The 26,712-nt window shown below is 30.6% G+C and carries 19 protein-coding genes, 12 tRNA genes and 2 rRNA genes; 31 read left to right on the plus strand and 2 right to left on the minus strand.

Annotation, left to right across the window (positions count from 1 at the left end; all coding sequences use genetic code 11):
* The 22 genes from H5J23_RS02645 to H5J23_RS02750 form a co-directional block, all read left to right on the plus strand.
* A 23S ribosomal RNA gene (locus H5J23_RS02645) occupies nt 1–2,040 on the plus strand; the annotation flags it as partial.
* 49 nt (nt 2,041–2,089) lie between these two features.
* Nucleotides 2,090–2,206 (plus strand): 5S ribosomal RNA (gene rrf, locus H5J23_RS02650).
* 10 nt (nt 2,207–2,216) lie between these two features.
* Nucleotides 2,217–2,292: transfer RNA gene (locus tag H5J23_RS02655), tRNA-Asn, on the plus strand.
* 127 nt (nt 2,293–2,419) lie between these two features.
* The gene (locus H5J23_RS02660; protein ID WP_023051807.1) at nt 2,420–4,033 is read left to right on the plus strand and encodes a hypothetical protein; all 1,614 of its coding nucleotides are present in this window, start codon (nt 2,420–2,422) and stop codon (nt 4,031–4,033) included.
* Nucleotides 4,033–5,268 carry a sugar transferase gene (locus H5J23_RS02665; protein WP_185890912.1) on the plus strand — a complete coding sequence of 412 codons (1,236 nt, stop codon included), beginning with the start codon at nt 4,033–4,035 and terminating at the stop codon, nt 5,266–5,268. The genes H5J23_RS02660 and H5J23_RS02665 overlap by 1 nt, the downstream gene beginning before the upstream one ends.
* A 5-nt stretch (nt 5,269–5,273) precedes the next feature.
* A complete protein-coding gene (locus H5J23_RS02670) occupies nt 5,274–6,071 on the plus strand; it encodes a glycosyltransferase family A protein (RefSeq protein ID WP_040406165.1) in 798 nt (265 codons plus the stop codon).
* The gene (locus H5J23_RS02675; protein WP_185890913.1) at nt 6,072–7,130 is read left to right on the plus strand and encodes a glycosyltransferase; all 1,059 of its coding nucleotides are present in this window, start codon (nt 6,072–6,074) and stop codon (nt 7,128–7,130) included.
* Nucleotides 7,127–8,248, plus strand: a complete 1,122-nt coding sequence (locus tag H5J23_RS02680) for an EpsG family protein (RefSeq protein WP_185890915.1) — start codon at nt 7,127–7,129, stop codon at nt 8,246–8,248. Before H5J23_RS02675 ends, H5J23_RS02680 begins: the two co-directional genes overlap by 4 nt.
* Before the next feature lie 13 nt (nt 8,249–8,261).
* Nucleotides 8,262–9,377, plus strand: coding sequence for a glycosyltransferase family 4 protein (locus H5J23_RS02685; RefSeq protein ID WP_185890917.1), 1,116 nt, complete (start codon nt 8,262–8,264; stop codon nt 9,375–9,377).
* Complete coding sequence (locus H5J23_RS02690; protein ID WP_185890918.1) at nt 9,359–10,345, plus strand: glycosyltransferase; 987 nt, start codon at nt 9,359–9,361, stop codon at nt 10,343–10,345. Before H5J23_RS02685 ends, H5J23_RS02690 begins: the two co-directional genes overlap by 19 nt.
* 8 nt (nt 10,346–10,353) lie before the next feature.
* On the plus strand, nt 10,354–11,118 hold the full coding sequence (locus tag H5J23_RS02695; protein ID WP_023052523.1) for a glycosyltransferase: 765 nt from the start codon (nt 10,354–10,356) through the stop codon (nt 11,116–11,118).
* Between the two features lie 179 nt (nt 11,119–11,297).
* Nucleotides 11,298–11,385, plus strand: a tRNA-Leu gene (locus H5J23_RS02700).
* 9 nt (nt 11,386–11,394) lie between these two features.
* Nucleotides 11,395–11,470: transfer RNA gene (locus tag H5J23_RS02705), tRNA-Met, on the plus strand.
* Nucleotides 11,471–11,501: 31 nt separating this feature from the next.
* A tRNA-Gly gene (locus H5J23_RS02710) sits at nt 11,502–11,577 on the plus strand.
* Nucleotides 11,578–11,584: 7 nt separating this feature from the next.
* A tRNA-Lys gene (locus tag H5J23_RS02715) sits at nt 11,585–11,660 on the plus strand.
* A gap of 6 nt (nt 11,661–11,666) precedes the next feature.
* A tRNA-Arg gene (locus tag H5J23_RS02720) sits at nt 11,667–11,743 on the plus strand.
* Nucleotides 11,744–11,748: 5 nt separating this feature from the next.
* Nucleotides 11,749–11,825 (plus strand) — tRNA-Ile (locus H5J23_RS02725).
* A 7-nt stretch (nt 11,826–11,832) separates the two neighbouring features.
* Nucleotides 11,833–11,907: transfer RNA gene (locus tag H5J23_RS02730), tRNA-Glu, on the plus strand.
* 7 nt (nt 11,908–11,914) lie between these two features.
* Nucleotides 11,915–11,998, plus strand: a tRNA-Ser gene (locus H5J23_RS02735).
* Between the two features lie 33 nt (nt 11,999–12,031).
* Nucleotides 12,032–12,107, plus strand: a tRNA-Phe gene (locus H5J23_RS02740).
* Between the two features lie 15 nt (nt 12,108–12,122).
* Nucleotides 12,123–12,198, plus strand: a tRNA-Val gene (locus H5J23_RS02745).
* Between the two features lie 3 nt (nt 12,199–12,201).
* Nucleotides 12,202–12,278 (plus strand) — tRNA-Asp (locus H5J23_RS02750).
* A 92-nt stretch (nt 12,279–12,370) separates the two neighbouring features.
* On the opposite strand, the gene yfcC is transcribed toward H5J23_RS02750, so the two are convergent.
* Together yfcC and H5J23_RS02760 are read right to left on the minus strand one after the other, a co-directional pair.
* Complete coding sequence (gene yfcC, locus H5J23_RS02755) at nt 12,371–13,870, minus strand: putative basic amino acid antiporter YfcC (RefSeq protein WP_185890920.1); 1,500 nt, start codon at nt 13,868–13,870, stop codon at nt 12,371–12,373.
* A gap of 147 nt (nt 13,871–14,017) precedes the next feature.
* Nucleotides 14,018–15,229, minus strand: a complete 1,212-nt coding sequence (locus tag H5J23_RS02760; protein ID WP_023052493.1) for a NupC/NupG family nucleoside CNT transporter — start codon at nt 15,227–15,229, stop codon at nt 14,018–14,020.
* A 493-nt stretch (nt 15,230–15,722) separates the two neighbouring features.
* Between H5J23_RS02760 and yaaA the strand changes: the two genes are divergently transcribed.
* From yaaA to pheT, 9 genes are read left to right on the plus strand one after another with little or no spacing between them, the layout of a single operon-like run.
* Nucleotides 15,723–15,929: a S4 domain-containing protein YaaA gene (gene yaaA, locus H5J23_RS02765; RefSeq protein WP_023050778.1), complete on the plus strand. Its 207-nt coding sequence runs from the start codon at nt 15,723–15,725 to the stop codon at nt 15,927–15,929.
* Nucleotides 15,930–15,959: 30 nt separating this feature from the next.
* Nucleotides 15,960–17,060: a DNA replication/repair protein RecF gene (locus tag H5J23_RS02770; RefSeq protein ID WP_023050779.1), complete on the plus strand. Its 1,101-nt coding sequence runs from the start codon at nt 15,960–15,962 to the stop codon at nt 17,058–17,060.
* Nucleotides 17,038–17,589 carry a DUF721 domain-containing protein gene (locus H5J23_RS02775; protein WP_185890922.1) on the plus strand — a complete coding sequence of 184 codons (552 nt, stop codon included), beginning with the start codon at nt 17,038–17,040 and terminating at the stop codon, nt 17,587–17,589. Before H5J23_RS02770 ends, H5J23_RS02775 begins: the two co-directional genes overlap by 23 nt.
* On the plus strand, nt 17,576–19,486 hold the full coding sequence (gene gyrB, locus H5J23_RS02780) for a DNA topoisomerase (ATP-hydrolyzing) subunit B (protein WP_023050781.1): 1,911 nt from the start codon (nt 17,576–17,578) through the stop codon (nt 19,484–19,486). The genes H5J23_RS02775 and gyrB overlap by 14 nt, the downstream gene beginning before the upstream one ends.
* Before the next feature lie 46 nt (nt 19,487–19,532).
* On the plus strand, nt 19,533–21,986 hold the full coding sequence (gyrA, locus tag H5J23_RS02785) for a DNA gyrase subunit A (RefSeq protein WP_185890924.1): 2,454 nt from the start codon (nt 19,533–19,535) through the stop codon (nt 21,984–21,986).
* A 24-nt stretch (nt 21,987–22,010) separates the two neighbouring features.
* A complete protein-coding gene (locus H5J23_RS02790) occupies nt 22,011–22,784 on the plus strand; it encodes a hypothetical protein (protein ID WP_185890926.1) in 774 nt (257 codons plus the stop codon).
* Nucleotides 22,785–22,791: 7 nt separating this feature from the next.
* Nucleotides 22,792–23,253: a metallophosphoesterase gene (locus H5J23_RS02795; protein ID WP_185890928.1), complete on the plus strand. Its 462-nt coding sequence runs from the start codon at nt 22,792–22,794 to the stop codon at nt 23,251–23,253.
* A 25-nt stretch (nt 23,254–23,278) separates the two neighbouring features.
* A complete protein-coding gene (pheS, locus tag H5J23_RS02800; RefSeq protein ID WP_023050785.1) occupies nt 23,279–24,295 on the plus strand; it encodes a phenylalanine--tRNA ligase subunit alpha in 1,017 nt (338 codons plus the stop codon).
* Nucleotides 24,296–24,311: 16 nt separating this feature from the next.
* Complete coding sequence (gene pheT, locus H5J23_RS02805; protein ID WP_185890930.1) at nt 24,312–26,705, plus strand: phenylalanine--tRNA ligase subunit beta; 2,394 nt, start codon at nt 24,312–24,314, stop codon at nt 26,703–26,705.
* Nucleotides 26,706–26,712 lie beyond the last annotated feature (7 nt).

Genomic DNA, 26,712 nt, shown 5'->3' on the forward strand with positions numbered 1-26,712 from the left:
TAGGTGCAGCCTTGAGTGTTCAATTATGGGGGTAGAGCACTGAATGACCTAGGGGGCATACTGCTTACCGAAGTCAATCAAACTCCGAATACCATAATTCTAGAGCTCAGGAGTGAGACTATGGGAATTAACTTCCATGGTCAAAAGGGAAACAACCCAGACCACCAGCTAAGGTCCCTAATTATAACTAAGTGGGAAAGGAGGTGGAGATTCACAAACAACCAGGAGGTTGGCTTAGAAGCAGCCATACCTTTAAAGAGTGCGTAATAGCTCACTGGTCGAGAGTCTCTGCGCCGACAATGTAACGGGGCTAAGTTATAAACCGAAGCTGTGGAGTTGCGTAAGCGACTGGTAGGAGAGCGTTCTGTAGGCCGTTGAAGGAGAATCGACAAGAGACTCTGGAGGTATCAGAAGTGAGAATGCAGGAATAAGTAGCGAGAATGGGGGCGAGAATCCCCCACGCCGGAAGACCAAGGGTTCCAGGGTAAAGTTTGTCTCCCCTGGGTAAGCCGGGTCCTAAGCCGAGGCTAGATTGCGTAGGCGAATGGAAAACAGATTAATATTTCTGTGCCACTGATATCAAGTGATGGAGGGACGCAGGAGGTTATGCACGCTGGCGAACGGAAGTGCCAGTTCAAGCATGTAGCGTGGTCTAGTAGGAAAATCCGCTAGACTAAACGTGAGGTGTGATGAGGAGTCGTAAGATGGAAGGTGCAAATACCACACTGCCGAGAAAAGCTTCTAAGCGTTATAAAGATATTAGTGCCCGTACCCCAAACCGACACAGGTGGTCAGGATGAGAAATCTAAGGCGGACAGGCTAACTCTCGTTAAGGAACTCTGCAAAATAGCCCCGTAACTTCGGGAGAAGGGGTGCCTTTTATGGTGAGCGTACACGCGACGCAAAGCTATGAGAGGCCGCAGTGAAGAGTCTCAGGCGACTGTTTAACAAAAACACAGGTCTATGCTAAGCTGTAAGGCGACGTATATGGGCTGACACCTGCCCAGTGCCGGAAGGTTAAGAGGAGGAGTGAGAGCTCCGAATTGAAGCCCCGGTGAACGGCGGCCGTAACTATAACGGTCCTAAGGTAGCGAAATTCCTTGTCGGGTAAGTTCCGACCTGCACGAATGGTGTAACGATCTGAGAGCTGTCTTGACGGGAGGCCTGGTGAAATTGTATTACCGGTGAAGATACCGGTTACCTGCAGTAGGACGGAAAGACCCCATGGAGCTTTACTGTAGCTTGGTATTGGGTTTTGGCATCGTATGTATAGGATAGTTGGGAGACTATGATGCGTGGTCGCTAGATTACGCGGAGTCACTGGTGGAATACCAACCATACTATGTCGGAATTCTAATTTGAGGTTTGTACCCTCGAAGACAGTGCTAGGTGGGCAGTTTGACTGGGGCGGTCGCCTCCGAAAGAGTAACGGAGGCGTTCAAAGGTTCTCTCAGGTTGGATGGAAATCAACCGCAGAGTGCAATGGCATAAGAGAGCTTAACTGCGAGACTGACGGGTCGAGCAGGTGCGAAAGCAGGACATAGTGATCCGGCGATTCCGAATGGAAGGGTCGTCGCTCAACGGATAAAAGCTACCCTGGGGATAACAGGCTGATTCTACCCGAGAGTCCATATCGACGGTAGAGTTTGGCACCTCGATGTCGGCTCATCGCATCCTGGGGCTGGAGAAGGTCCCAAGGGTTGGGCTGTTCGCCCATTAAAGCGGTACGTGAGCTGGGTTCAGAACGTCGTGAGACAGTTCGGTCCCTATCCACTGTAGGCGTTAGAGTATTGAGAAGATCTGTCCTTAGTACGAGAGGACCGGGATGGACAAACCTCTGATGTACCAGTTGTCACGCCAGTGGCACAGCTGGGTAGTCACGTTTGGAACAGATAACCGCTGAAAGCATCTAAGCGGGAAACTGACTTCAAGATAAGTACTCTTTAAGATACCTTCGAGACTAGGAGGTTGATAGGTTGGGGGTGTAAGAGTTGTGAGACTTTTAGCTGACCAATACTAATATATCGAAGTTTTAACCTTAATATACTACTATATAGTTTCAAGTGTTCAAGAACACAAATAAATATTGATTGGCAACGATAGCTATGGAGGTACACCCAGTAACATTTCGAACCTGGAAGTTAAGCCCATAAACGCTGAAAGTACTTGGGGGGCAGCCCCCTGGGAGGATAGGAAGTTGCCAATCTTAAAAAAGTGCTTCTTTAGCTCAGTTGGTAGAGCGCACGACTGTTAATCGTGTTGTCGCTGGTTCGAGCCCAGCAAGAAGCGCCATTTTTTTATTTTTTGGAAAAATATTTAACTTTAAAGAGCTTTTTAGCTCTTTTTTTTATACAATTAATTCAATATAGTGTATAATAGTAGGGAATTTAAAAATTTAAAAACGGGGTGAATGTAAAATATGATAAAAAAAGAAAAAGTAATAGTATCGATAGTTTCTGTGTTAATAATAATAATCGGTTTTATGTTATTATTTAATAGAAAAAAAATAGAAAATATATTAAAAAATAATAAAAGCATTTCTAAAATATATGAAAATAGTGAGAAGAAAAAAAATGAAAAAATTTTTGATATAAAATTAAAAGATGGAAAATTAAAAAGAATTCTAGAAAGTTTATCTCCAGATAAAATGGAAATGGCAGTTTCTATTTTAAAAGATGGAAAATTAGTTGATTTTATAAATAATCCAGATATAGCTTCTTATTCAGAAAATACAGATTACAATAAAGCAGTAGAAAATGCTAAAGTTATAAAAGGTTTAAAAGAATTAGCATTGTTATCTCCAGAATTAGGTAAGTATTTTAAAGAAGATTTAATAAAAAGTAATTTTGATAACAATATTAAAACTATTGAAAATAGACCTGAAGTTATAAAAATTAAAGATAGAATAACTAAACTATTACCAATAAAAAATAGTAAAGATACTTTTGATCAACTTTCAGAAGAAAACTTAATAGAAATAAGTGAAATTTTATCTAAATCTCCTATAACTGTTGAGTTTGTTGAAAAAAAAGATATGAAAAAATATGATTTAGAGGAAATTGTTGAAATAAGTAAAACTCTTTATAAAATTGGAAATGTAAATCCAAGTTTAGCAATAGAGATAGAAGAGATGTTAAAAGGATTTGATATTAGAAAAGCTGCTTTATACGGTGATTTATATGTTCAAGATGAAAAATATGAAAAAGAATTAAAGAAAGAATACGAAGAGAAAAACTATACCTTTGAAGATCCATTTATAAGATATAATCCATATGGAAGAACACCATTGGCTTATGGTATGAAATATGAACCAAGTAGTGATACAGAATTATTAAAAGTAACAATAATGGGTATAGGTGGAATGCCTAATTTTAGTTATGAAAAAAAATATGTATCAGGAGATATTTTACCAATAGTAGGATTATATCCAAAAGTGGAAAATATAGTTTTAATTGAACAGTTAAATCCGAATGATAAAAAAGTTATAAAAAGTAAAAAGCTAAAATTAAAGACGATACCAATAGATGATAAATTGCCAGCTATTTATATTGAAAAAAGAGTTCCAGGAAGTATTCAACCAGGATTTAACTTAGCTTCTTATAATTTAAAGGATGAGGGGTTACCATTTGCTTTTGATAGTATGGGAAATATAAGATATATTTTAAAAACTGGGAAAGAGATGAGAAAAGTTAAAATTGAAAAAGAGGATTCAGGTGTTTGGGAAGTAAAAAATGATGAGGATAAATTTCAATTAGATATTTTAGGGAAGATACTTGGAAGAATTGGTAGAGATGATGAAGATGCAGCTAGTAAAAATAAAAAAACAAAGTACTTAATTAGAAATAATAATATATTAACAGTTGTATCTTATAGAGATGAGGCTTATCCAACAGCCTTATTTTCAGAGTATGGTTTAGATTCTAAAGATGAAATATTTAAGGCAATTATATTTTATGATAAAAATGGAGCTGATGAAAATATAATAGAGGATGGAGAAAGAGTCGTTCTTTATGAAGGAGATAGTGAGAATTAATGTTAAGAGCGTTTTATATAGGTATTTTAGGTATTCTATTTTTAATATTAACAAATTTCTTAGGGTTAACATTAGAAACGAGCATCATAGGTATTGGAGTATTTTCTTTTATAATATTAGGGCTATATTTATTTGATTTAATGAATTTTGATGTGCCTAAGTATTCAATAAGAAATTATCTAACTGTAATTGGATTAAACTTTATATTCTTTTTTATTTGGTTTTTTATAAGTTGGGATTTTTGGTTGATTATATTCTTTGTTTTGTTTGCTACGATTACTATTTTTTTAAGAACACTTATAAATATGAGTGTTTATAGAATTAAACCAGTTACTATTTATGGATCTGGGGAGTTAAAATTTAACTTAGAAAAGAGTTTAGAGAAATTAGAGGGATATAGTTATATTGATTTTAATGATAATATTGACCAATTAGAAAGCTTTGTAAAAACTAATAATATAAGATTATTATTATTAGGAAAGATTAAATTAGAGGAAAAAGAAATTGAAAAAATACTAAAAATAAAATTAAGAAATACTCATGTAATGGGATATTTAGATTATATGTTAGAAATCGAAAAAAAAGTTGAAGTTTCATATATAAATGAAGAGTGGTTATTAAATGCCTATGGATTCGAGATTTTAAGAAGTAAGTTTCAAAATAAGGTAAAAAGAGTTTTTGATATTGGAATGTCTATTATAATAGGTGCTTTAACTTTTCCAATCATGATAATTGCTGCCATAATTGTTAAAATAGAAAGTCCGGGTCCAATTATATATTCTCAAGATAGAGTTGGAGAAAATGAAAAAGAATTTCCTGTATATAAATTTAGAAGTATGAGACAGGATGCAGAGAAAGATGGTGCAAAATGGGCTCAAAAAAATGATCCAAGAGTTACAAAATTTGGAAATTTTATGCGAAAAACAAGAGTAGATGAATTACCTCAACTTTTAAATGTTATTAGAGGAGATATGAGTTTTATTGGACCAAGACCTGAAAGAATGGTTTTTATAAAGGAGTTAGAAAAACAAATTCCTTATTATGGTTTAAGACACATGGTAAAACCAGGACTTACTGGATGGGCACAAGTAATGTATCCATATGGGGCAACAGTAGAAGATGCTAAAAATAAATTAGAATATGATTTATATTATATAAAGTGTTATAGCTTATATTTAGATATAGTAATTTTATTTAAAACTTTAAAAACAGTTGTTTTTGGAAAAGGAAGGTAAGAGTGATGATAACTGTATTTACACCAACCTATAATAGAGAACAAACATTGAGGAGATTATATAAAAGTTTAAAAAATCAAACAGTGAAAAACTTTGAATGGATAGTTGTTGATGATGGTTCGAGTGATGGAACTGAAAAATTGATAAAAGAATTTATAGATGAAGATGAGATTCCCATATTATATAAAAGAGTAAAAAATGGTGGGAAGATGAGAGCAATAAATATAGGTGTTTCTTTAGCTGAAAAAGAGTTTTTCTTTATTGTTGATAGTGATGATTATTTAAGCGAAAAAGCAATGGAAACAATAGAGGAAGAAATTGTAACCTTACCAGATGATTATGCTGGAATTGTATTCAGAAAGGTTGAAGTTTTTGATAATGGAGAAAGTGTTAGAAAAAATGAAACTTTTGGGGGAGCTCAAATAGATAGTAATCCTTTAGATATATTTTACAATAAAAAAATATTAGGAGATAAGGCTGAAATAGTTAAAACTTCTATAATGAGAGAGTATCCTTTTCCAGAAATAGAGAATGAAAAATTTATTCCCGAAGGATATATTTGGAATCAGATAGGTGAAAACTATATTTTTAGATACATAGATAAGGGTATATATTACTATCAATATTTGGATGATGGTTATACAAGAAAATTTAATGAGATAATAAAAAATAATCCTAAAGGATTAAAATTATATTACCAATATATGTTGAGAAAAAAAATCCCAATTAAAAATAAAGTTAAGTTTTTAATTAGATTTTTCCAATCGATGTATTATGATTGGAAAAAAGAAAAGGAGAATTAAATGAAAATACTTCACATAATAACATCTTTAGAATTAGGTGGAGCAGAAAAGCTACTATTAGATTTAATTCCAGCTCAAAAAAAACAGGGAATGGAAGTGGAGTTATTAGTTTTAGATACTAAAAATGAAAAATTTTTAGAAGAATATAAAAAAAGAGGTGTAAAAATTTACACTCTTAAAGCAAATGATAAATTTAGTTTAAGAAATCCATTTGAAATATCTAAAATAGTAAAAGAAAATAAAATAGATATAGTACATGCTCATCTTGTTCATGCTCAAATTTGGACAAGTATTGCAAAATATTTAAATAAAAAAGTAGTGTATATAACAACAGAACATAGTACTCACAATAGAAGAAGAGAGAAGTGGGTATATAAAATTTTAGATAAATTTATATATAGTTCTTACGATAAAGTAATAGCAATATCAGAAGCTACTGCTAGAGAACTTATGAAATGGGTAGGATTAAATATAAAAAAAATAGAGATTATACCTAATGGAGTTTCATTAAGGGCATTTATGGGAAAGCCTAAAGAGAGAAAAGGAAATAATTTAATAATGGTTTCAAGGTTTCATTCATCTAAAGATCACTTAACCGTAGTACGAGCAATGGAGAAATTACCCAAAAATTATACGTTGACTTTTGTTGGAGAAGGAGAAACTCAAGAAGCTGTAAAGCGTGAAGTTTTAATGTTAAATTTAAATGATAGAGTTCAATTTTTAGGGTATTCAAATTCTATTCCAGCACTTTTAAAAAGAAGTGATATAGCGATACAATCATCTAATTTTGAAGGATTTGGATTAAGTGCATTAGAGGCTATGGCAGCAGGAACTCCTATTGTAGCAAGTGATGTAGAGGGATTGGCTAATGTTGTTGGGGATAGTGGACTTCTTTTTAAACTGGGAGATGTAAATGATTTAGTAAAAAAAATTATGAGTTTGGAAGATCAAAAATATTATTTTGAAAAAAGCAAAGCAGGGATAAAAAATAGCTTAATATATTCAATTGAAGGAACTGCAAAAAAATATATAAACATTTATAAAGAGGAACTAAAATGATTTTTATATCAATAGCTTTGATATTATTAGTGTTAGGAGTTTATGATGTTTTTTCAGAAAATAAAGCTCAAAAGGAAAAAATCTTAAAAGGTATAATTATTATTTTAATTATATTTTTAGGAACAAGAGGATTTTTAGGATGGGATTGGTATTTTTACTATCCTTCCTTTATGAACTCAACTTACATTTATGAAAAAGGATATATGTTATATACCTCTTTAATTAGAGGTTTTTTTAGAAACTATATTTTTTATCAATTGATAACTACAACTATTGATTTTATAGCTTTATATTTTATATTTAAAAAATATTGTAAATATCCAATAATGGCATTTGCAATATTTTTTAGTATTCAAGGATTACATATTGAAGTAGAACTATTAAGAAATATAAAAGCAATGATTTTATTTTTATTCTCTATTCAATATATAAAAGAAAGGAAAATAGCTCCTTTTTTAATTTTAAATATATTGGGAATACTATTTCATACAAGTGCAGTATTTTATTTACCAATGTATTTTATTTTAAATTATAATTATAAAAATAAAATTATAATGGGTATTTTTATATTAGGAAGTATATATTATTTACTAGACTTAAAAATTTTTCACTTAATTTTTAAATTAAATTTCGAATACTTACCCAAAATTCTTGAAAATAAATTAATTAACTATAGAGATGTAGTTCCTAAAGATTTAATAAGAGGATTAAATTTATTTTATTTAGAAAGAACTTTAATATTTTTCTTAGCATATAAGTATGAAAAAGATGTAATTATAAAAAATAGCGCTTATATTTGGATATCTATATTTCTTTTTACTTCAGAGCTTTCTATAGTTTCATTAAGAATAGGAATATTATTTATTTATGGAGCTTGGCTAGTTTTAACAAGAGCGATAGAAAATGTAAAAAATAAGAAAATTTTAGTAATAATTATATGTTTACTATGTTTTGTAAGAATCTATAAAAGTATGATGTTTCCAGGAAACAAAATAAATTATAAATATGAAAATGCTATTTTTAATAAATTAAATTATGAGAAAAGAGAGAAGGAACTGATTGAAAGTAAAAAATACTTGAAAGAAAGTCATGGAAAAGAACTATTAATACAATATTAATTGAGAGGTATTTATGAAAAAGTTAAAAATATTTTTTACTGCAAATGTACTTTGGGATATATATATATTCAGATATGGAGTTATAAAAGCATTGATAGATGATGGGCACGAGGTAGTAGCTGTAGCTCCAAAAGACTCTAGAATAGATTTTCCAAAAGACCTTGGAATTAGACACATTCCTATAGAGTTAAGTTTAAGAGGAGTAAATCCTGTAAAGGATTTTCAATTGTTTCTTCAATTAAAAAATATTTATATTGAAGAGAAGCCTGATATTATTTTTCACTACACAATTAAACCAAATATTTATGGAACTTTAGCAGCTAAATGTGCAAAAATTCCAAGTATAGCAGTTTTAACAGGATTGGGTTACTCCTTTGTTGAAGGAGGAATTGTGTCTAAAATAGCTAAAACTTTATATAAGATTTCTTTAAATTACTCCAAAGAGGTTTGGGTTTTAAATCAAGATGATAGAAAACGTTTAATAGATGAAAATATTGTGAATGAGAAAAAAATATTCATTCTTCCCGGAGAAGGAGTTAATACAGAGAAATTTAAACCAATTTCAAGAAAGTCGAATAAAGAGTTGATTTTTTTAATGGTAGCCAGAGCTTTTTACGATAAAGGTGTTAGAGAATACGTTGAAGCTGCTAGAATAATTAAAGAAAAGAAATATGAAGTTAAATTTTTATTTTTAGGAGCTTTAGGTGGAGATGCAGCAAACGGTGTAAACGAGGTTAAAATGAATGAGTATGAAAAAGCAGGGATATTAGAGTACTTAGGACATCGTAAGGATGTAGAAAACGTTATAAATGCATCTGATTGTGTAGTTTTACCATCTTATAGAGAGGGGATCTCTAAAGTTTTAATGGAAGCTGCAAGTATGGAAAAACCAATAATTGCAACAAATGTAACTGGATGCAAAGAGATTATTGAGGATAAAAAAAATGGTTATTTAGTTAATGTAAAAGATTCGATAGATTTATCAGAAAAAATTGAGAGATTTATTAATTTGTCAAATGAAGAAAGAGATGAAATGGGAAAAAATGGACGTAAAAAGATATTAAATGAATTTGATGAAAAAATAATAATAGAGATATATAGGAGAAAGTTATGGAACTTACATTTATAGTACCAGTTTACAATGTTGAAACTTTTTTAGAAGAATGTTTAGATAGTATATATAAGGTGGAGAATATAGAGTACGAGGTTATTTTAGTAAATGATGGTTCAACAGATAGAAGTTTAGATATTTTAAAAAAATATAAAGAGAAGTATTCAGAGATAACAAAAATTATAGATAAAAAAAATGGTGGATTATCATCAGCAAGAAATGCTGGGATAAGAGATGCAAAAGGTGAATATCTATCATTTATAGATAGTGATGATATAATTGACTCTAAAGGATTTGAAGAATTTTTTAAAGAGGGACAAAAATTAGATTTAGATATAATGGTTGGAAATATGAGATATTTTTCTACTGAAAAAATTGGAGAACCTCTTTTTAGATCTCAAGAAATTAAAGATTTTACAGTTGGGAAAGGAACTAAATTTTTTCTAACTCTTTTTCAAGGAACAAAATGTTTTAGAGAAGAGGTTGTAGATGACGTTTATAGAAGAGATTTTATATGTGAAAATAAGTTATATTTTCATGACAATTTGATACATGAAGATAGCTATTTTACTCCAATGGTTTATTTAAAAGCTAAAAGAGTTAAATATATAGATATAGCATTTTATTATTATAGACAGAGAAGTGGTAGTATAATGAGTGTTATAACAGATAAAAGTATAAACTCTCTTGAAAAAATTTGTTATATGCTCTTAAATGAATATAGTAAAACGGATGATTATGGAAGAGAGGCATTATCAAAACTTTTACCAAGTTTCTATAAAGTTGTTGTTTATAGATATATAAATTCTAATAAAAATTATAAAGAAAAATTAAAAAATTATAGAACAATTTTTAAGGATGTAAAAGGTATAAAAAATAGAAATTTTGAAGAGATATTGGTTTATATCGCTCCTAAACTTTCTAATTTATTAAGAAAGTTAATGAGAAAAGATATAGGAAATACTCAAAAAATACCTAATTTCTAGGAGGGGTTATGGAAAAAAAGATACATTACATCTGGTTAGGAAAAGGACCTAAACCAAATATAATGGATATATGTATAAACTCATGGAGAGAAAAACTTCCAAATTATGAAATAATAGAGTGGAACGAAGATAATTTAGATTTTTATAATGAAATAAAAAAAAATAGGTTTTTAGAAGAGTGTTATAAAAGAAAATTGTGGGCATTTTTATCAGACTATTTTCGTGTTAAAGTTTTATATGAAAATGGTGGAATTTATTTAGATTCAGATATGCAAATTTTAAAATCCTTGGATAGATTTTTAGAGGATAAACTATTTTTAGGAATGGAAGATGAAAATCAACCAAGTGCAGGAATAATAGGAGCAGAAAAAGGTCATATATTTTTTAAAAAAATGTTAGAGTTTTATGAAAATGATATTTGGAATATAAATGTATATACAATTCCAGCTATAATTCAGTATTTATTAAAAAAAGATTATAGCTTTATAGGAGAAAATAAAATTATAGAGTTAAAAGATGGAATAAAAATATATCCATATGAATATTTCTATCCATATCATTTTACAGAAGAATTTTCTTATGAAAAAATAACTGAAAATACATATGGAATACACTGGTGGGGAAAAAGTTGGCATGGAAATAATAAAAAACTTTATTTTTTAGAGTTTAAAACTTTAAAAGGTTATAAAAAAAAGTTAATAAATTTACTTATTTTTTTAAATATTTTAGAACCAATTAGAAAAATTTATGAAAAATTTATAAAAAAAATATAATAAGATGCCTTTTGAAAACCATTGAAAAATAAAGGTTTTTAAAGGGTGTCCAAGAAAACAAAAAAAAACTTTAAAAAAAATAAAAAAACTTGTTGACTTTGTTTATAATTTATGATATTATTATTAATGTCCGTGAGGGACAGCGAAGCGCGAAAGCGACAAGCTCCTTCAACTAGGAAGCCTGGGTGGCGGAATAGGTAGACGCACAGGACTTAAAATCCTGAGCTATCTGATAGCGTGCCGGTTCGATTCCGGCCCCAGGCACCACTTATATATCGCGGGGTAGAGCAGTTGGCAGCTCGTCGGGCTCATAACCCGAAGGTCGTTGGTTCGAATCCAGCCCCCGCCACCAAAACAACTAAATAATAAAGATGGAATAATATGCGGGAGTAGCTCAGTTGGTAGAGCGTCAGCCTTCCAAGCTGAATGTCGCGAGTTCGACCCTCGTCTCCCGCTCCATAAAAATGCGTCATTAGCTCAGATGGTAGAGCACACGACTTTTAATCGTGTTGTCACTGGTTCGAGCCCAGTATGACGCACCATCTAATGTGTCTGTAGCTCAGCTGGATAGAGCAACGCCCTTCTAAGGCGTGGGTCAGGAGTTCGAATCTCTTCAGACACGCCATAAACGGATCCATAGCTCAGTTGGTTAGAGCACTCGGCTCATAACCGAGTGGTCGCTGGTTCGACTCCAGCTGGATCCACCACTCACCTGCCCCGTTCGTTCAGTGGTAAGGACAATAGATTTTCACTCTATAAACAGGGGTTCGATTCCCCTACGGGGTACCATTAATATGGAAGGTTATCCTAACTGGTAAGGAACCGGTCTTGAAAACCGGCGTCGCAAGACTTCAGAGTTCGAGTCTCTGACCTTCCGCCATTTTAAAGGTACCTATAGCAGGTAACAAAAGATGCCCAGATAGCTCAGTCGGTAGAGCAGGGGACTGAAAATCCCCGTGTCGGTGGTTCGATTCCGCCTCTGGGCACCACTAAAAAATCTATAAGGAAGCATAGCTCAGTTGGGAGAGCACCTGCCTTACAAGCAGGGGGTCACTGGTTCAAGTCCAGTTGTTTCCACCATATGGGGGTGTAGCTCAGTTGGTTAGAGCGCATGCCTGTCACGCATGAGGTCGCGAGTTCGACCCTCGTCACTCCCGCCATTAAAAGATTTTTAAAGATGTAGAAATACATCTTTTTTTTTATGAAAAAATAAAAAGATAGGATGAAATAAATTTATTTCATCCTATTATTATTATTGGAAATTAATTAAAACACCTACAACAATAAATACGCAACCTAATACAAATAAAATACCTTGGAATTTAATTTGTTGTTTTGCCCAAACTCCCCACTCGACTTTTGAAATACCTAAAATGGCCATTAAGATACCAGATGTAGGAACAATCATATTTGTAAATCCATCTCCAAGCTGGAAAGCTAATACTGCAACTTGTCTAGGAACACTAACTAAATCTGAAAGTGGTGCCATAATTGGCATTGTTAAAGCTGCTTGTCCAGAACCTGATACAACGAAGAAGTTGAATACAGATTGGAAGAAGTACATAGCAACTGCAGATATAGAAGCGTGTAATCCACCTAGAATCCCAGCAACAGCATTTAAGATAGTATTTAAAACGGTAGGAGTTCCAGCGTCTACTCCACCTAAAACTAATACAATACCTTTGGCCATTCCAACTACTAGAGCTGCTCCAATAAGGTCCTCTGCACCTTTTCTAAAAGAGATAGCAATATCATTAACTGTCATATCATTTAATTTAAAGATAACTCCAATAATTCCAGAAACAATACCCATAATAGTGAACTGTGCAGCTATTTCAGGTAAGTAGTATCCATGGAAAACAACTCCCCAAACAATCCAAGACATTCCTAAGAATATTGTTAAAAATACAAGTTTATGTCCAAATTTAAACTCTAAGTCCTCTGCTTCATCGGCTTTAAAGTCATCTCTAAAGAATTTATCAGTTTCATAGGATATTGATAATTCAGGATTAGCTTTAACTTTTTTAGCATATCTCATAGTATAGATAATTCCAAAAGCTGTAAAGAATATCCACATAACTATTCTAAACATAGCTCCAGAAAGTACAGGAACTCCAGCAACTCCTTGAGCGATAGCCACACTAAAAGGGTTCATCCAAGATGTAGCAAATCCAATTTGAGTTGATATATAGCACATAAAAATACCGGTGATAGAGTCATATCCCATACCAACAACTATAGGTATAAGAATCATAGCAAAAGGAATAGCTTCCTCTCCCATACCAAATACAGCTCCACCTAAAGAGAATAGAAGGAAAACAAGAGGTATAAGCAGTGCCTCAGATCCTTTAGTTTTTTTAATCATATTAAGTATTCCAGCTTCAACAGCTTTAGTTTTTAAAATAATACCAAAAGCTCCACCAGTGATAAGGATAAATGCGATAATACCAACAGCAGTTCCCCATTTATCTCCACTAACAAGACCTTCAAAGATATAGTTAGTAACACTCATATCTCCGCCAGCAGCAAATATAGGAATACCTTTAGTAAGTGGCTGTCCTAAATCATTTAATGCATATTTAAAACTTCCTGGAACAGGAACTGTTCTAGTTTTCATACCAGCTTCAGTAGCGTATTGAATTTTTTCCATGGTAAAGCTACCAACTGGAATAAGGTAAGTAAGAATTGCAGCAAAGACAACTACAAAAAAGATAATGACATACGTATCAGGTATTCTGATTTTTTTCTTCATTGTTTCCTCCTAGTTAATTATTTTTGTTTGTACGAGTATATAATATAAAATTCTAAAAAACAATAGTTAATAAAAAAAATATAAAAAATATATAATAAAAAAAAGACAAGAAAATTTTCTTGTCTTTTTATGAGTAAATATATAGTTTTAGAAAAATACTCCTGCTATAACTCCATTTAAAAGAGAAGCTAAGAAACCTGCTAAAACGGCTCTCATACCTACTTGAGCAATTTCACTTCTTCTATTAGGGGCGATAGCTCCTAAAGCTCCAATTTGAAGTCCTAAAGAGGCTACGTTAGCGAATCCAAGTAAAGCGAAACTCATAATAGCTATTGTTTTTTCAGAAAGTCCAGCTATGTTTTTTGTGAAATCTACATAAGCAACAAACTCATTAAGTACCATTTTTTGTCCTAATAAACTTCCTGTATAAACAGCTTCGTGCCATGGAATACCCATAGCATAAGTTATAGGAGCAAAAATATAACCTAAAATTGTTTGAAGAGTAAGTTGGATTCCAAATAGATCTCCAATTCCACCTAAAATCATGTTTACTAGAGAAACTAGAGCGATGAATGATATTAAAATAGCTCCGATTATAAGAGCGATGTTCATACCATCAATAGTTCCCTTTGCAGCAGCTTCGATAACATTAACAGAATCACTTTTTGTAAACTCAATTTTTTCATCTTCTGATTCAGCTTGAGTTTCAGGCATGATTAGTTTAGCGAAAACTAATCCACTTGGAGCGGCCATGAAAGAACCAGCAATTAAATATTTCATAGGAACACCTAAAGCAGCATATGCAGCAAGAGTAGAACCAGAAACAGAGGCAACTCCACAAGTTAAAACAGCAAAAAGTTGCGATCTACTTAAATTTGCTATATAAGGTTTTATAACTAGTGGTGCTTCAGTTTGACCAAGAAAAATATTTGCAGCAGCAGATACAGATTCAGCTTCTTTAGTTCCTAAAAGTTTTGATATTCCACCACCGATATATTTGATAACTAATTGCATAATTCCTAAATGGTATAATACAGAGATTAAAGCACCAAAGAAAATAATAAGAGGTAGAACATTAAAAGCGAAAACAAATGCGATGTTAGTTCCCGGCGTGTATAATCCTCCAAAAACAAATTGTATTCCCTCATTAGCTTGAGCAATTATTTTGTTAAAACCATTAGAAACAGACTCAAGGATATAAGCTCCACCAGACGTTTTCATTACTATAAAGGCGAAACAAAATTGTAGTGCAAAACCAGCTATAATTGTTCTCCATTTGATGTTTTTTCTATCGTAAGATAGAAGATAACCTAAAAATAAAATTACAAAAATCCCGAATATACTTCTCAGTATAGACACATTACCAGCTCCTCTATAACTATAATATTATTTTGATATTACTATCAAAAATTACTTTATCCTTTTAATTATATTCTAAAATATATAATATACATAGGACAAGTTGCCTAGTAAAAAAAATATATGTATATAGATAAAAATAATAAGAAAAATTATGTACACTTTTTATTTTGTAAATATAACAAAAAAAACATAATTAAAACTAAAAGTTTAAAAAATAACATAAAAAAATTAAATGTACACTTTTTTATTGTAATAAAATTAAAGAATTTTTTAATAAAAAATAATAAAAAAATAACAGAAAAAAACAATAAAAAGAATTGAAATTATACTATTTGTATTTATATTGAAAAATAATAAAAAAATAATAAAATTTAATAAAAATATTATTTTAAAGGGAGAAACCCTCATGAAACCATGATAAATCTTATAGAAATAAAGTTAGTTTTATGGTAAAATGTATAATAGACTAAAAATATTTTAGGAGGTAAAGATGCAGGAGATAAAAATTTCTACAGAATTTATTAAGTTAGATCAATTTCTTAAATTTACTGGTGAAATTGGTACTGGTGGCCAAGCTAAGGAGCTTATTTTAGATGGGCAAGTAAAAGTTAATGGAGAAGTAGAAGAGAGACGTGGGAAAAAACTTTATCCAGGTGATAAGGTTGAATTTTTAGGATTAGTATTTGTAGTAGCTTAAATCTATTATAGTTTTGGGGTGAAATAAACATTGGAAATTCTTGAAATGAATTACATAAACTTTAGAAATTTAGAGGATAGAAATATACAATTTTCTTCAAGATTTAATCTATTTTTTGGAAAAAATGGTCAAGGAAAAACAAGTATATTAGAAGCTATTTATTTTAGTGCTACTGGGAAAAGTTTTAGAACCTCAAAAAATATAGAATTGATAAAATACAATAAAGAAAAAATGGGAAGCTACATATCTTATAGAGATTTAGTTTCTGAAAAAACTTTGAGTGTTAAGATTGATAAAAAACATAAAGAGTATAAGTATAATGGGAAAAAAACTCCATTTGATGAATTTTACGGAAAGGTAAATATTGTAACTTTTATTCCAGAAGATATAGAGTTAATAGTTGGGAGTCCTAGTTTTAGAAGAGGATTTTTTGATGGAGAGATTGCTCAAAGTAATTTTGAATATTTTAAGAGTTTGAAAGATTATAATAAACTTTTAAAAATAAGAAATAAGTATTTAAAAGAAAAAAATATAAAAGATGAAATGTTTCTAATTTATGAAGAAGAATTTATAAAATTAGCAGCTAAAGTGATTTTGAAAAGAATAGAATATGTAAAGAATATCTCTATAATATTAAATCTAAATTATAGAAAACTTTTTGATAATAAGAAAGAGTTAAATTTAAAATATGAGAGCTTTCTTGGAGAAATAAAAGGTTCAACATTATTGAATTTAGAAGAGAGAATAAAACTTAAAATACAGGAGTTGAAGTATCAAGAACTACGCTATGGATACTCTTTAGTAGGACCACAAAGAGATGATTTTAAATTTCTTTTAAATGGAAAAGAAGCTAAATCTTATTCATCTCAAGGTGAAAAAAAATCGATAATTTTTTCTTTAAAATTATCTGAAATAGATATGGTAATAAAAGAAAAAAGAGAAACACCAGTTTTTTTAATAGATGACATATCATCTTATTTTGATTCCATAAGAAAAGAGAGTATTATAAATTATTTAAAAAAAAGAGAATTACAAGTTTTCATTAGTTCAACAACTGATTTAAATATAGAATCTAAAAACTTTAGAATTGATAAAGGAGAGATTCAAGATGGACATTATGAATGTAAGTGAAGCAGTGGAAGAAGCTATTGTAAAAAGTAGGAAGTTAAAAGAAGGTATAATAAGAGGACATTGGAGAGATATTGTTGGGAAACTTTCTAAAAAAAGTGAACCTCTTTGGATAAAAGAGGGGATTCTATACGTATTGGTTGAGGATAGTATCTACCTTCATCATATGTCTATGAACAAAAATAAATATTTAAAAAAAGTTCAAGAAATTTTAAAAAAAGAGTATGTAAAAGATATAAGATTTAAAGTTTCAAAGGTTCAAAGTTGTAACTATGTGGAATTTATGGATGAAAAAATTAGCGAAGAAAAAAAAGAGCATTTTATTTCAGAACTTAAGGATTTAACTTTAGAAGAGAAAATAGAGGTTTTGAAAAAGAGAGCAAAAGAGCGAGAAGATGCCTTAAAATTAAAGGGCTATAAAAAATGTGATATTTGTGGAATGATGTTTTTTGGAGAAGGTTTTGTTTGTAAACCCTGCTCTTTAAAAAATATTGCAGATAAGATATTGGAGGATAAAGATGACAACAAATAATTATCAAGCAGAAAATATTACAGTTTTAGAAGGATTAGAAGCTGTAAGAAAAAGACCTGGAATGTATATAGGAACAACTTCAGAAAGAGGACTACACCATCTAGTATGGGAAATTGTAGATAACTCAGTGGATGAGGCATTAGCAGGATATGCAACAAAAATAGAAGTATCGATATTACCAGATAATATAATAGAAGTTGTAGATAACGGAAGAGGAATTCCAGTTGATATACACCCTAAGTATGGAAAATCGGCATTAGAGATAGTGTTAACAGTTCTTCATGCAGGAGGAAAATTTGAGAATAATAACTATAAAGTTTCTGGAGGATTACACGGAGTAGGAGTTTCTGTAGTGAATGCTCTTTCTGAGTGGACAGAAGTTACAGTAAGAAAAGCAGGTAAAGTTTATTACCAAAAATATAACAGAGGAGTACCAGAAAAGGATGTAACAGAAATTGGTGTTGCAGAGGATAGTGGAACTACAGTTAGATTTAAAGCTGACTATGAAATTTTTGAAACGTTAGTATATAGTTTTTCTACATTAGAAACAAGATTAAGAGAACTAGCATACTTAAATAAAGGACTTACTATAGTTTTATCTGATTTAAGAAAAGAGCCTGCAAAAGTTGTAAATTTAGAATTTGAAGGTGGAATTTTAGATTACATAAAAGAGATTGAAAAGGATAGCACACCAATAATGAAAGCTCCTTTTTATATGAGTGGAGAAGTTGATAATGTTTCTGTAGAAATAGCAATGACGTATAATACAAACCAAAGAGAAACAATATACTCTTTTGTTAATAATATAAATACACATGAAGGTGGAACTCACGTAAGTGGATTTAGAACAGCATTAACAAGAGTAATAAATGATTTAGGGAAAACTACAGGACTTTTAAAAGATAAAGATGGAAAACTTCAAGGATCTGATATAAGAGAGGGATTAACAGCAATAGTTTCAGTTAAGGTTCCTCAACCACAATTTGAAGGTCAAACTAAAACAAAGTTAGGAAATAGTGAGGTAACTGGTATAGTTTCTACTGTAGCAGGAGCTCAGATAAAGATGTATTTAGAAGATGCACCTAATGATTTAAAGGTTATAGTTGAAAAGATATTAAATTCAAAAAGAGCAAGAGAAGCAGCTCAAAGAGCAAGAGAGTTAGTACTTAGAAAATCAGCTTTAGATATAGGATCATTACCTGGAAAATTAGCAGATTGTTCTTCAAAAAATCCTGATGATTGTGAAGTTTATATAGTTGAGGGAGATTCAGCAGGAGGATCAGCTAAGCAAGGTAGAGATAGATCTTTCCAAGCTATTTTACCATTAAGAGGTAAGATATTAAACGTAGAAAAAGCTGGATTACATAAAGCGTTAGAAAATGCAGAGATTAGAGCAATGGTAACAGCTTTTGGAACTAGTATTGGAGATAACTTTAATATAGAAAAAAGAAGATATGGAAAAATAATAATAATGACAGACGCGGATGTAGATGGAGCTCATATAAGAACGCTGATATTAACATTCCTTTATAGATATATGGTAGATTTAATTCATAATGGAAATGTATTTATAGCTCAACCGCCACTATTTAAGATAACTCAAGGTAGAACAGTATCTTATGCTTATACTGATAGACAATTAAAAGAAATCATAGCTGGACTAGAGGGTGAAGATAAAAGATATACTCTTCAAAGATATAAAGGATTAGGAGAGATGAATCCTGGACAACTTTGGGAAACAACTATGGATCCAGATACAAGAACTTTATTAAAAGTTACAATTGATGATGCAAGAGAAGCCGATATATTATTTGATAAACTAATGGGAGATAAAGTAGAGCCAAGAAGAGAGTTTATCGAAGAACATGCAGAATTTGTAAAAAATCTGGATATATAAATGTATGGGTACAATAATAAAAATAATGTTCTAGGAGGAATAAATAATGTCTAATGTGAATAATAGATATATAGAGGAAGAGTTAAAGCAATCCTATCTAGATTACTCTATGAGTGTAATAGTTAGTAGAGCATTACCTGATGTAAGAGATGGATTGAAACCAGTACATAGAAGAATTTTATTTGCTATGAATGAAATGGGAATGACAAGTGATAAGCCATATAAAAAGTCAGCAAGAATCGTTGGAGAAGTTTTAGGAAAGTACCATCCACATGGAGATTCGGCAGTATACAATACAATGGTAAGAATGGCTCAAAACTTTGCGTATAGATATGAACTTGTTGATGGACACGGAAACTTTGGATCTATCGATGGAGATTCAGCAGCAGCAATGAGATATACGGAAGCTAGAATGTCTAAAATAAGTAATGAGTTATTAGAAGATATTGATAAAGATACAATAGATTTTAGAAAAAACTTTGATGATTCATTAGATGAGCCGATTGTATTACCAGCAAAGCTTCCTAACCTTTTATTAAATGGAGCTACAGGAATTGCTGTAGGAATGGCAACAAATATTCCACCACATAACTTAGGTGAAGTTGTAGACGGAATACTAGCTTTAATAGATAATAAAGAGATAACACCAGTTCAATTGATGGAATACATAAAGGGTCCAGATTTTCCAACGGGAGCGATAATTGATGGAGAAGCTGGGATTTATGATGCTTATACAACTGGAAGAGGAAGAGTTAGAGTTAGAGGAAAAATTGAAGTAGAAGAAGGAAAAAATGGTAGAGAAAGTTTAATAATAAAAGAGATTCCATACCAATTAAATAAAGCATCTTTAATTGAAAAAATAGCTAACTTAGTAAAAGAGAAAAAAATAGTTGGAATATCTGATTTAAGAGATGAGTCAGATAGAGATGGTATTAGAGTAGTTATAGAGTTAAAAAAAGGTGAAGAATCAGAATTAGTTTTAAATTCACTATACAAATATACAGAGCTTCAAACAACATTTGGAATAATTATGTTAGCATTAGTTAATAATGTTCCAAGAGTATTAAACTTAAAAGAAATTTTAGATGAATATTTAAAACATAGATTTGAAGTTATAACTAGAAGAACAAAATTTAATTTAAATAAAGCTGAGAGAAGAGCTCATATATTAAAAGGATTTATAATAGCACTTGAAAATATTGATAGAGTTATTGAAATTGTTAGAGGATCAGCAGATGGTAATGAAGCTAGAATTGCCTTAATTGATAAGTATGGATTTAGTGAAGAGCAAGCAAAAGCAATCTTAGATATGAGACTACAAAGATTGACTGGTCTTGAAAGAGATAAAATTGATAGAGAGCATGAAGAGTTAAAAGCTTTAATAATTGAATTAAATAAAATTTTAGCAGATGATGATAGAGTTTATGAAATTATAAAAGATGAATTAAATGATATAAAAAATAAATATAACGACCCAAGAAGAACAACTATTGAAAAAGAGAGACTAGAGATAAGACCAGAAGATTTAATAAAAGATGATAGTGTTCTTGTTACTATAACAAATAGAGGGTATGTAAAAAGAATGGAGCTAGATAAATATAAGGCTCAAAAAAGAGGCGGAAAAGGAGTTTCAACTCAAAATACTATAGAAGATGACTTTGTTGAGAGAATGGAAGTTATGTCAAACTTAGATACAATGATGATTTTCACAGATAAAGGTAGAGTTTTCCACTTAAAAGTTTATCAAATTCCAGAATCTTCAAAACAGGCTAGAGGAAGACTTATAGGAAACTTAATCAAATTAAAGGAAGATGAGAAAGTTAGAGAAATAATAAAAATAAGAGAGTTTAGCCAAGATAAAGAGCTTGTATTTGTAACTAGAGATGGAATGGTTAAAAAGACAAATTTAAGTGAATATAAAAATATAAATACTGCTGGATTAAAAGCAATTAAATTAAGAGATGGAGATGACATAATATTTGTTGGAATCTTACCAGTTGATTCAAAAGAACAGATTTTCTTAGCGACAAAATTAGGACACTCAATTAGATTTGCTAAAGATGATGTTAGACCAACTGGAAGAGATACAAGTGGAGTGAAAGGAATATCTCTTAGAGCTAAAGATAAAGTAATATCAGCGCTATTAATAGATGATGCAGCAAATGAGACTATTTTAACTATTACAGAGAATGGATATGGAAAAAGAACAAGAGTAGATGAATATCCATTACAGTCTAGAAGTGGTAAAGGTGTTATAAATATAAGATGTAGTGATAAAAATGGAGAAGTTGTAGCAGTTAAACCTGTTAAAGATGAAGAGGAATTAATGGTAATAACATCGTCAGGAATTGTTATAAGAACTTCAGTAAATCAAATCTCAATAATTGGAAGAGCAACTCAAGGTGTAAAAATTATGAGAGTAAATGAATCAGAATCTGAAAAAGTTGTATCAATAGCAAGTTTTAAAGAGGAAGATGCAGAAGAAGCAACTCAAGAATAATTTAAGTCTATAGGAGGAGTTATTATGAAAAAAGTTTTAGTTGTATTTGGAGAAGGATCAAAAAAAAATGTACTAATAGATAGTGCAATATTTTTTAAAGAGAAATTTGGATACGAAATAGTCCCACTATATGTAAAAGATGTTAGAAGGGATGAGATTATACCAGCAACAATGGATGGAATGATAGTAAACTTAAGTAATAACTCCTTTTCACAAGAAAGAGATGCTTTTGAAGAAGAGGAAGTAAAACATCTACAAGAAAAATTGAAATTAAGAGGGATAAATTCAGTTTTAAATGTTGAATTTGGTTTTCCTTGGGATATAATTAAAGAATATATGAAACTTGCAGATTTATTGATTTTTGAAAAGGGTGAAGCTTTATCAGAATCAGCTGTAACAGTACTGAAAAATCACTTTAAACCTATTGTAATGGTGGGAGAAAAAGCTATAACATCTTTAGAAAAAGTTGGAATTTCAAGTGATGATGGTGTAAAAATAAATAAGAGTGTATTTTCTTTTATAAATATTTTTCCAGATATAAAAGACTTTATAATGTTAACTTTACTTTATAAGATAGAGGACAATACATTATTAAAATATTTAAAAGAAAAAGAAAAAGTTGTAGAATGGAAGAATTTTGATGGAGAAACAGCTAAAGAAGAGTACTTAAATGAAGTTAATAATTTAGATCTTTTAATTATGGGGAATTTGAGTAGAGGTTATTTCTTTGAAAAAATTACAGGAAAAAAAGGATTGAATATTATGGAAAAGTCTCAAACATCAATATTTATAGGATAGAGTGAATATGAAAATATTAATAATTACAGATTCTCATGGAAACACAAATAAAATTTATGATATAATATCACAAGAAAGTCCTAATATAATAATATGGACAGGTGATCATAGCTGGGATGGTGAAGAGTGTTCTTTTGCTTTTCCAGATATAAAGTTTTATATTGTTAGAGGAAACTGTGATATTTTTGATAGAAAATTTAATGATAATGAAATATTTGATATAGATGGAATAAAAATATTTATAACGCATGGACACCTTTATAACGTAAAAAAAGAGATGTATACTTTGGAAGCAATAGCTGAAAAATATGATGTAGATGCTGTTTGTTTTGGGCATACTCATATTCCTTATTATGAAGAAAAAAATGGAATAAAATATTTTAATCCAGGGGCTTTAAAGGATAATAGGTATGGGATATTGCTAATTGAAAATAAAGAGCTAATTTTTAGTTATAAAGAGATAAAATAAAAAGCCTTGTTTTAGGAGGAAACAAATGAAAAATAAGCTGAATGCTTTAAAGGATGAAGCTAGTTTAATTATCCAAAAAGCAGCAACACTACAAGAAATGGATGAAATTAGAGTTAAGTATTTAGGAAAAAAAGGTGAGTTTACTGAAATTTCTAAATCTATGAGAGATTTATCGCCAGAGGAAAGACCTGCTTTTGGACAAATGGTAAATGATGTAAAAACAGTTATAACAACTTTAATCGAAGAAAAAACAACAGAGATTAAAAATAAGGTAAAAAAAGAGCAGCTAGAATCTGAAACTCTAGATATTTCTCTTCCAGGGAGAGAAGTTTCTACAGGAGGATTACATCCAATAACAGAAACTATGAACTTCTTAAAAAATATATTTGTGGAGATGGGATTTGATGTTGCAGAGGGACCAGAAGTAGAATTTACTTCTTATAACTTTGATGCGTTAAATATTCCAGAAACACATCCATCAAGAGATTTACAAGATACATTTTATATGAGTGAAAATGTAGTTTTAAGAACACATACATCACCAGTACAAGCTAGATATATGGAGAAACATCAGCCACCGTTTAGAATGGTTTGTCCAGGAAAAGTATATAGAAATGACTATGATATATCTCATACACCGATGTTCCATCAAATGGAAGGATTAATGGTAGGGCCAGAAGTATCTTTTGCTAATTTAAAAGCTATGTTAGAGCAATTTGTAACAAGAGTATTTGGGGAAACTAAAGTTAGATTTAGACCACATTTCTTCCCATTCACAGAGCCAAGTGCTGAAATGGATGTGCAATGTGTAATCTGTAAAGGTGAAGGATGCAGACTTTGTAAACATAGTGGATGGCTAGAAATAATGGGATGTGGAATGGTTGATCCAGCTGTTTTAGAAGCTGTAGGATATGACCCAGAAGAAGTATCAGGATTTGCATTTGGAATGGGAATAGAAAGAATTACAATGCTAAGATATGGTATTGATGATTTAAGAGCATTCTTTGAAAATGATGTAAGATTCTTAAAGCAATTTAAATAAAAGGTGGAGGCATATAATGTTAATTTCGTTGGATTGGTTGAAGCAATATGTCGATATAAAAGAGGACATAAAAGAGCTAGAAAACACGTTGACTATGATTGGTCAAGAGGTTGAAGCTATAGAGGAGCAAGGAAAAGAATTAGCAAAAGTAGTTATTGGACAGATAACAGAGTATGGGAAACATCCTGAAGCTGAAAAATTAACACTTTTAAAAGTTAATATAGGTGAAGAGGAGGAGCTACAAATAGTATGTGGTGCTCCAAATCATAAACTAGGAGATAAAGTTGTTGTAGCAACTATTGGAGCAGTTTTACCAGGAGACTTTAAAATAAAGAAAAGTAAAATAAGAGGTGTAGAGTCTCAAGGGATGCTTTGTTCTGAGGTAGAGCTTGGACTTGGAAATGATGGAGATGGAATTATAATACTTCCAGAAGATGCTCCATTAGGTGTAGAGTACAGAGTTTATAAAAAATTAAATGATGTAATTTTTGAACTAGAAATAACACCAAATAGACCAGATTGTTTATCTTATATAGGAATAGCTAGAGAAATAGCTGCTTATTATGGAAGAAAAATAAAATGTCCTGAGTTTGAATCTAAAAAGATAATAGAGAGTATAAATACTGGACATATAGATGTAAGAATTGAAGATAAAGAGAGATGTAAAAGATTCTCAGGAAAAGTTATAAAAAATATAAAGGTGCAAGAGTCTCCAGAGTGGTTAAAAAATAGATTAATCTCAATGGGATTAAAGCCAATAAATAATGTAGTAGATGCAACAAATTATATTTTATTTGAATGTAATCAACCTTTACATGCTTATGATTTAACAAAAATCAACGATAGAAAAATAATTGTTAGAAAATCGCTAAATGGTGAAAAAATAGTTACACTAGATGGTGTTGAAAGAGAGCTAAATAAAGGCGAACTTATTATTGCAGATGCTGAAAAACCTTTAGGAATAGCTGGAATAATGGGTGGAGAATCAAGTAAAGTAACAGAAGAAACTACTGAAATTTTCTTAGAGTGTGCATACTTTACTCCAGAAAACATAAGAAAAACATCTAAAGAATTAGGCTTATCAAGTGATTCTTCTTATAGATTTGAAAGAGGATTAGATATAGAAAATACTGCTGAAGTTTTAGAAAGAGCAGCAGATTTAATTTCTCAACTAACAGGTGGAGAAGTTTTAGAGGGATGTATCGATAAATATATTGAAAAATATGAAAAAATAGAAATTCCTTTAAATATTGAAAAATTAAGAAAATTCATGGGAAAAAATATAGAGATTGATGTAGTAGGAAAGATACTTACTAATTTAGGTATAAATATAAAAACATTAAACTCTACAACAATAATAGCAACACCACCATCTTATAGAGGAGATTTGACTAGAACAGCAGATCTTTATGAAGAAATAATAAGAATGTATGGTTTTGATAATATAGAAAATAAGATGCCAGAAGAAAACATAAGACCTGGAGTTAAAGATTCAATGACAGTTGTTGTTGACGAAGCTAAAGAAATATTAGCAAAATTAGGATTACAAGAAGTAATAAACTATAGTTTCATTTCAAAAGATGCTATAAAAATGTTAGGAATAACAGAACCTACATTGGAAATAACAAATCCGATTAGTGATGATATGGCAGTTATGAGACCAACATTAATTTATAGTTTATTATCAAATGTAAGAGATAACTTAAATAGAAATCAAAATGGTTTAAGATTCTTCGAGGTATCAAGAGTATTTACTCCAAAAGAGGATGGATTAGCAAATGAAACATTAAGAGCTTCAATAGCTCTTGCAGGAAAAACTTTTAAAACATTATGGGATCCAAAGCCAGAAGCAATGGACTTCTATACTTTAAAAGGATTTGTTGAAAAATTCTTAGAGTACATGGGAGTAACTAGATACCAATTAGATAGATCAGAGGATAACAACTTCCATCCAGGAAGAAGTGCTGATATAAGAATAGGAAAAGTTAAAATAGGAACTTTTGGAGAAATTCACCCAGAGTTAGCGGAAAATATGGACATTAAAAGAGAGAGAGCATACGTAGCTGAACTTGATTTAACAACTCTATTAAATTATAGAGCCAAAAAAGTTAAATATGAGAGAATTGTAAAATATCCTGAAGTTACTAGAGACTTAGCAGTTGTTTTAGACAGAGATGTACTAGTTGGAAAGATGTTAGAAGACATCAAAAAGTCATCAAATCTAATTGAGAGTGTTGCTATATTTGACGTTTACCAAGGAGAGAAAATAGAAGCTGACAAAAAATCAGTTGCTATAAGCATCGTTTTAAGAAAGAAGGATGGAACTCTTGAGGAAAGCGATATCAATATAACTGTTGATAAAATCTTAAAATTAATAGCTAAAAATTATAATGGAGAGATTAGACAGTAAAATTTTT

This window comes from Cetobacterium sp. 2G large, assembly GCF_014250655.1.
Lineage (GTDB): Bacteria > Fusobacteriota > Fusobacteriia > Fusobacteriales > Fusobacteriaceae > Cetobacterium_A > Cetobacterium_A somerae.

What these genes read in the sequence shown, in the direction of transcription:
- H5J23_RS02790 (WP_185890926.1), top strand. Translation starts at nt 22,011, where the DNA reads ATGAAAAAAGTTTTAGTTGTATTTGGAGAAGGATCAAAAAAAAATGTA.
- gyrB (WP_023050781.1), top strand. Translation starts at nt 17,576, where the DNA reads ATGACAACAAATAATTATCAAGCAGAAAATATTACAGTTTTAGAAGGA.
- H5J23_RS02685 (WP_185890917.1), top strand. Translation starts at nt 8,262, where the DNA reads ATGAAAAAGTTAAAAATATTTTTTACTGCAAATGTACTTTGGGATATA.
- yaaA (WP_023050778.1), top strand. Translation starts at nt 15,723, where the DNA reads ATGCAGGAGATAAAAATTTCTACAGAATTTATTAAGTTAGATCAATTT.
- H5J23_RS02670 (WP_040406165.1), top strand. Translation starts at nt 5,274, where the DNA reads ATGATAACTGTATTTACACCAACCTATAATAGAGAACAAACATTGAGG.
- H5J23_RS02695 (WP_023052523.1), top strand. Translation starts at nt 10,354, where the DNA reads ATGGAAAAAAAGATACATTACATCTGGTTAGGAAAAGGACCTAAACCA.
- gyrA (WP_185890924.1), top strand. Translation starts at nt 19,533, where the DNA reads ATGTCTAATGTGAATAATAGATATATAGAGGAAGAGTTAAAGCAATCC.
- H5J23_RS02675 (WP_185890913.1), top strand. Translation starts at nt 6,072, where the DNA reads ATGAAAATACTTCACATAATAACATCTTTAGAATTAGGTGGAGCAGAA.
- pheS (WP_023050785.1), top strand. Translation starts at nt 23,279, where the DNA reads ATGAAAAATAAGCTGAATGCTTTAAAGGATGAAGCTAGTTTAATTATC.
- yfcC (WP_185890920.1), bottom strand. Translation starts at nt 13,870, where the DNA reads ATGAAGAAAAAAATCAGAATACCTGATACGTATGTCATTATCTTTTTT.
- H5J23_RS02660 (WP_023051807.1), top strand. Translation starts at nt 2,420, where the DNA reads ATGATAAAAAAAGAAAAAGTAATAGTATCGATAGTTTCTGTGTTAATA.
- pheT (WP_185890930.1), top strand. Translation starts at nt 24,312, where the DNA reads ATGTTAATTTCGTTGGATTGGTTGAAGCAATATGTCGATATAAAAGAG.
- H5J23_RS02690 (WP_185890918.1), top strand. Translation starts at nt 9,359, where the DNA reads ATGGAACTTACATTTATAGTACCAGTTTACAATGTTGAAACTTTTTTA.
- H5J23_RS02775 (WP_185890922.1), top strand. Translation starts at nt 17,038, where the DNA reads ATGGACATTATGAATGTAAGTGAAGCAGTGGAAGAAGCTATTGTAAAA.
- H5J23_RS02665 (WP_185890912.1), top strand. Translation starts at nt 4,033, where the DNA reads ATGTTAAGAGCGTTTTATATAGGTATTTTAGGTATTCTATTTTTAATA.
- H5J23_RS02795 (WP_185890928.1), top strand. Translation starts at nt 22,792, where the DNA reads ATGAAAATATTAATAATTACAGATTCTCATGGAAACACAAATAAAATT.
- H5J23_RS02680 (WP_185890915.1), top strand. Translation starts at nt 7,127, where the DNA reads ATGATTTTTATATCAATAGCTTTGATATTATTAGTGTTAGGAGTTTAT.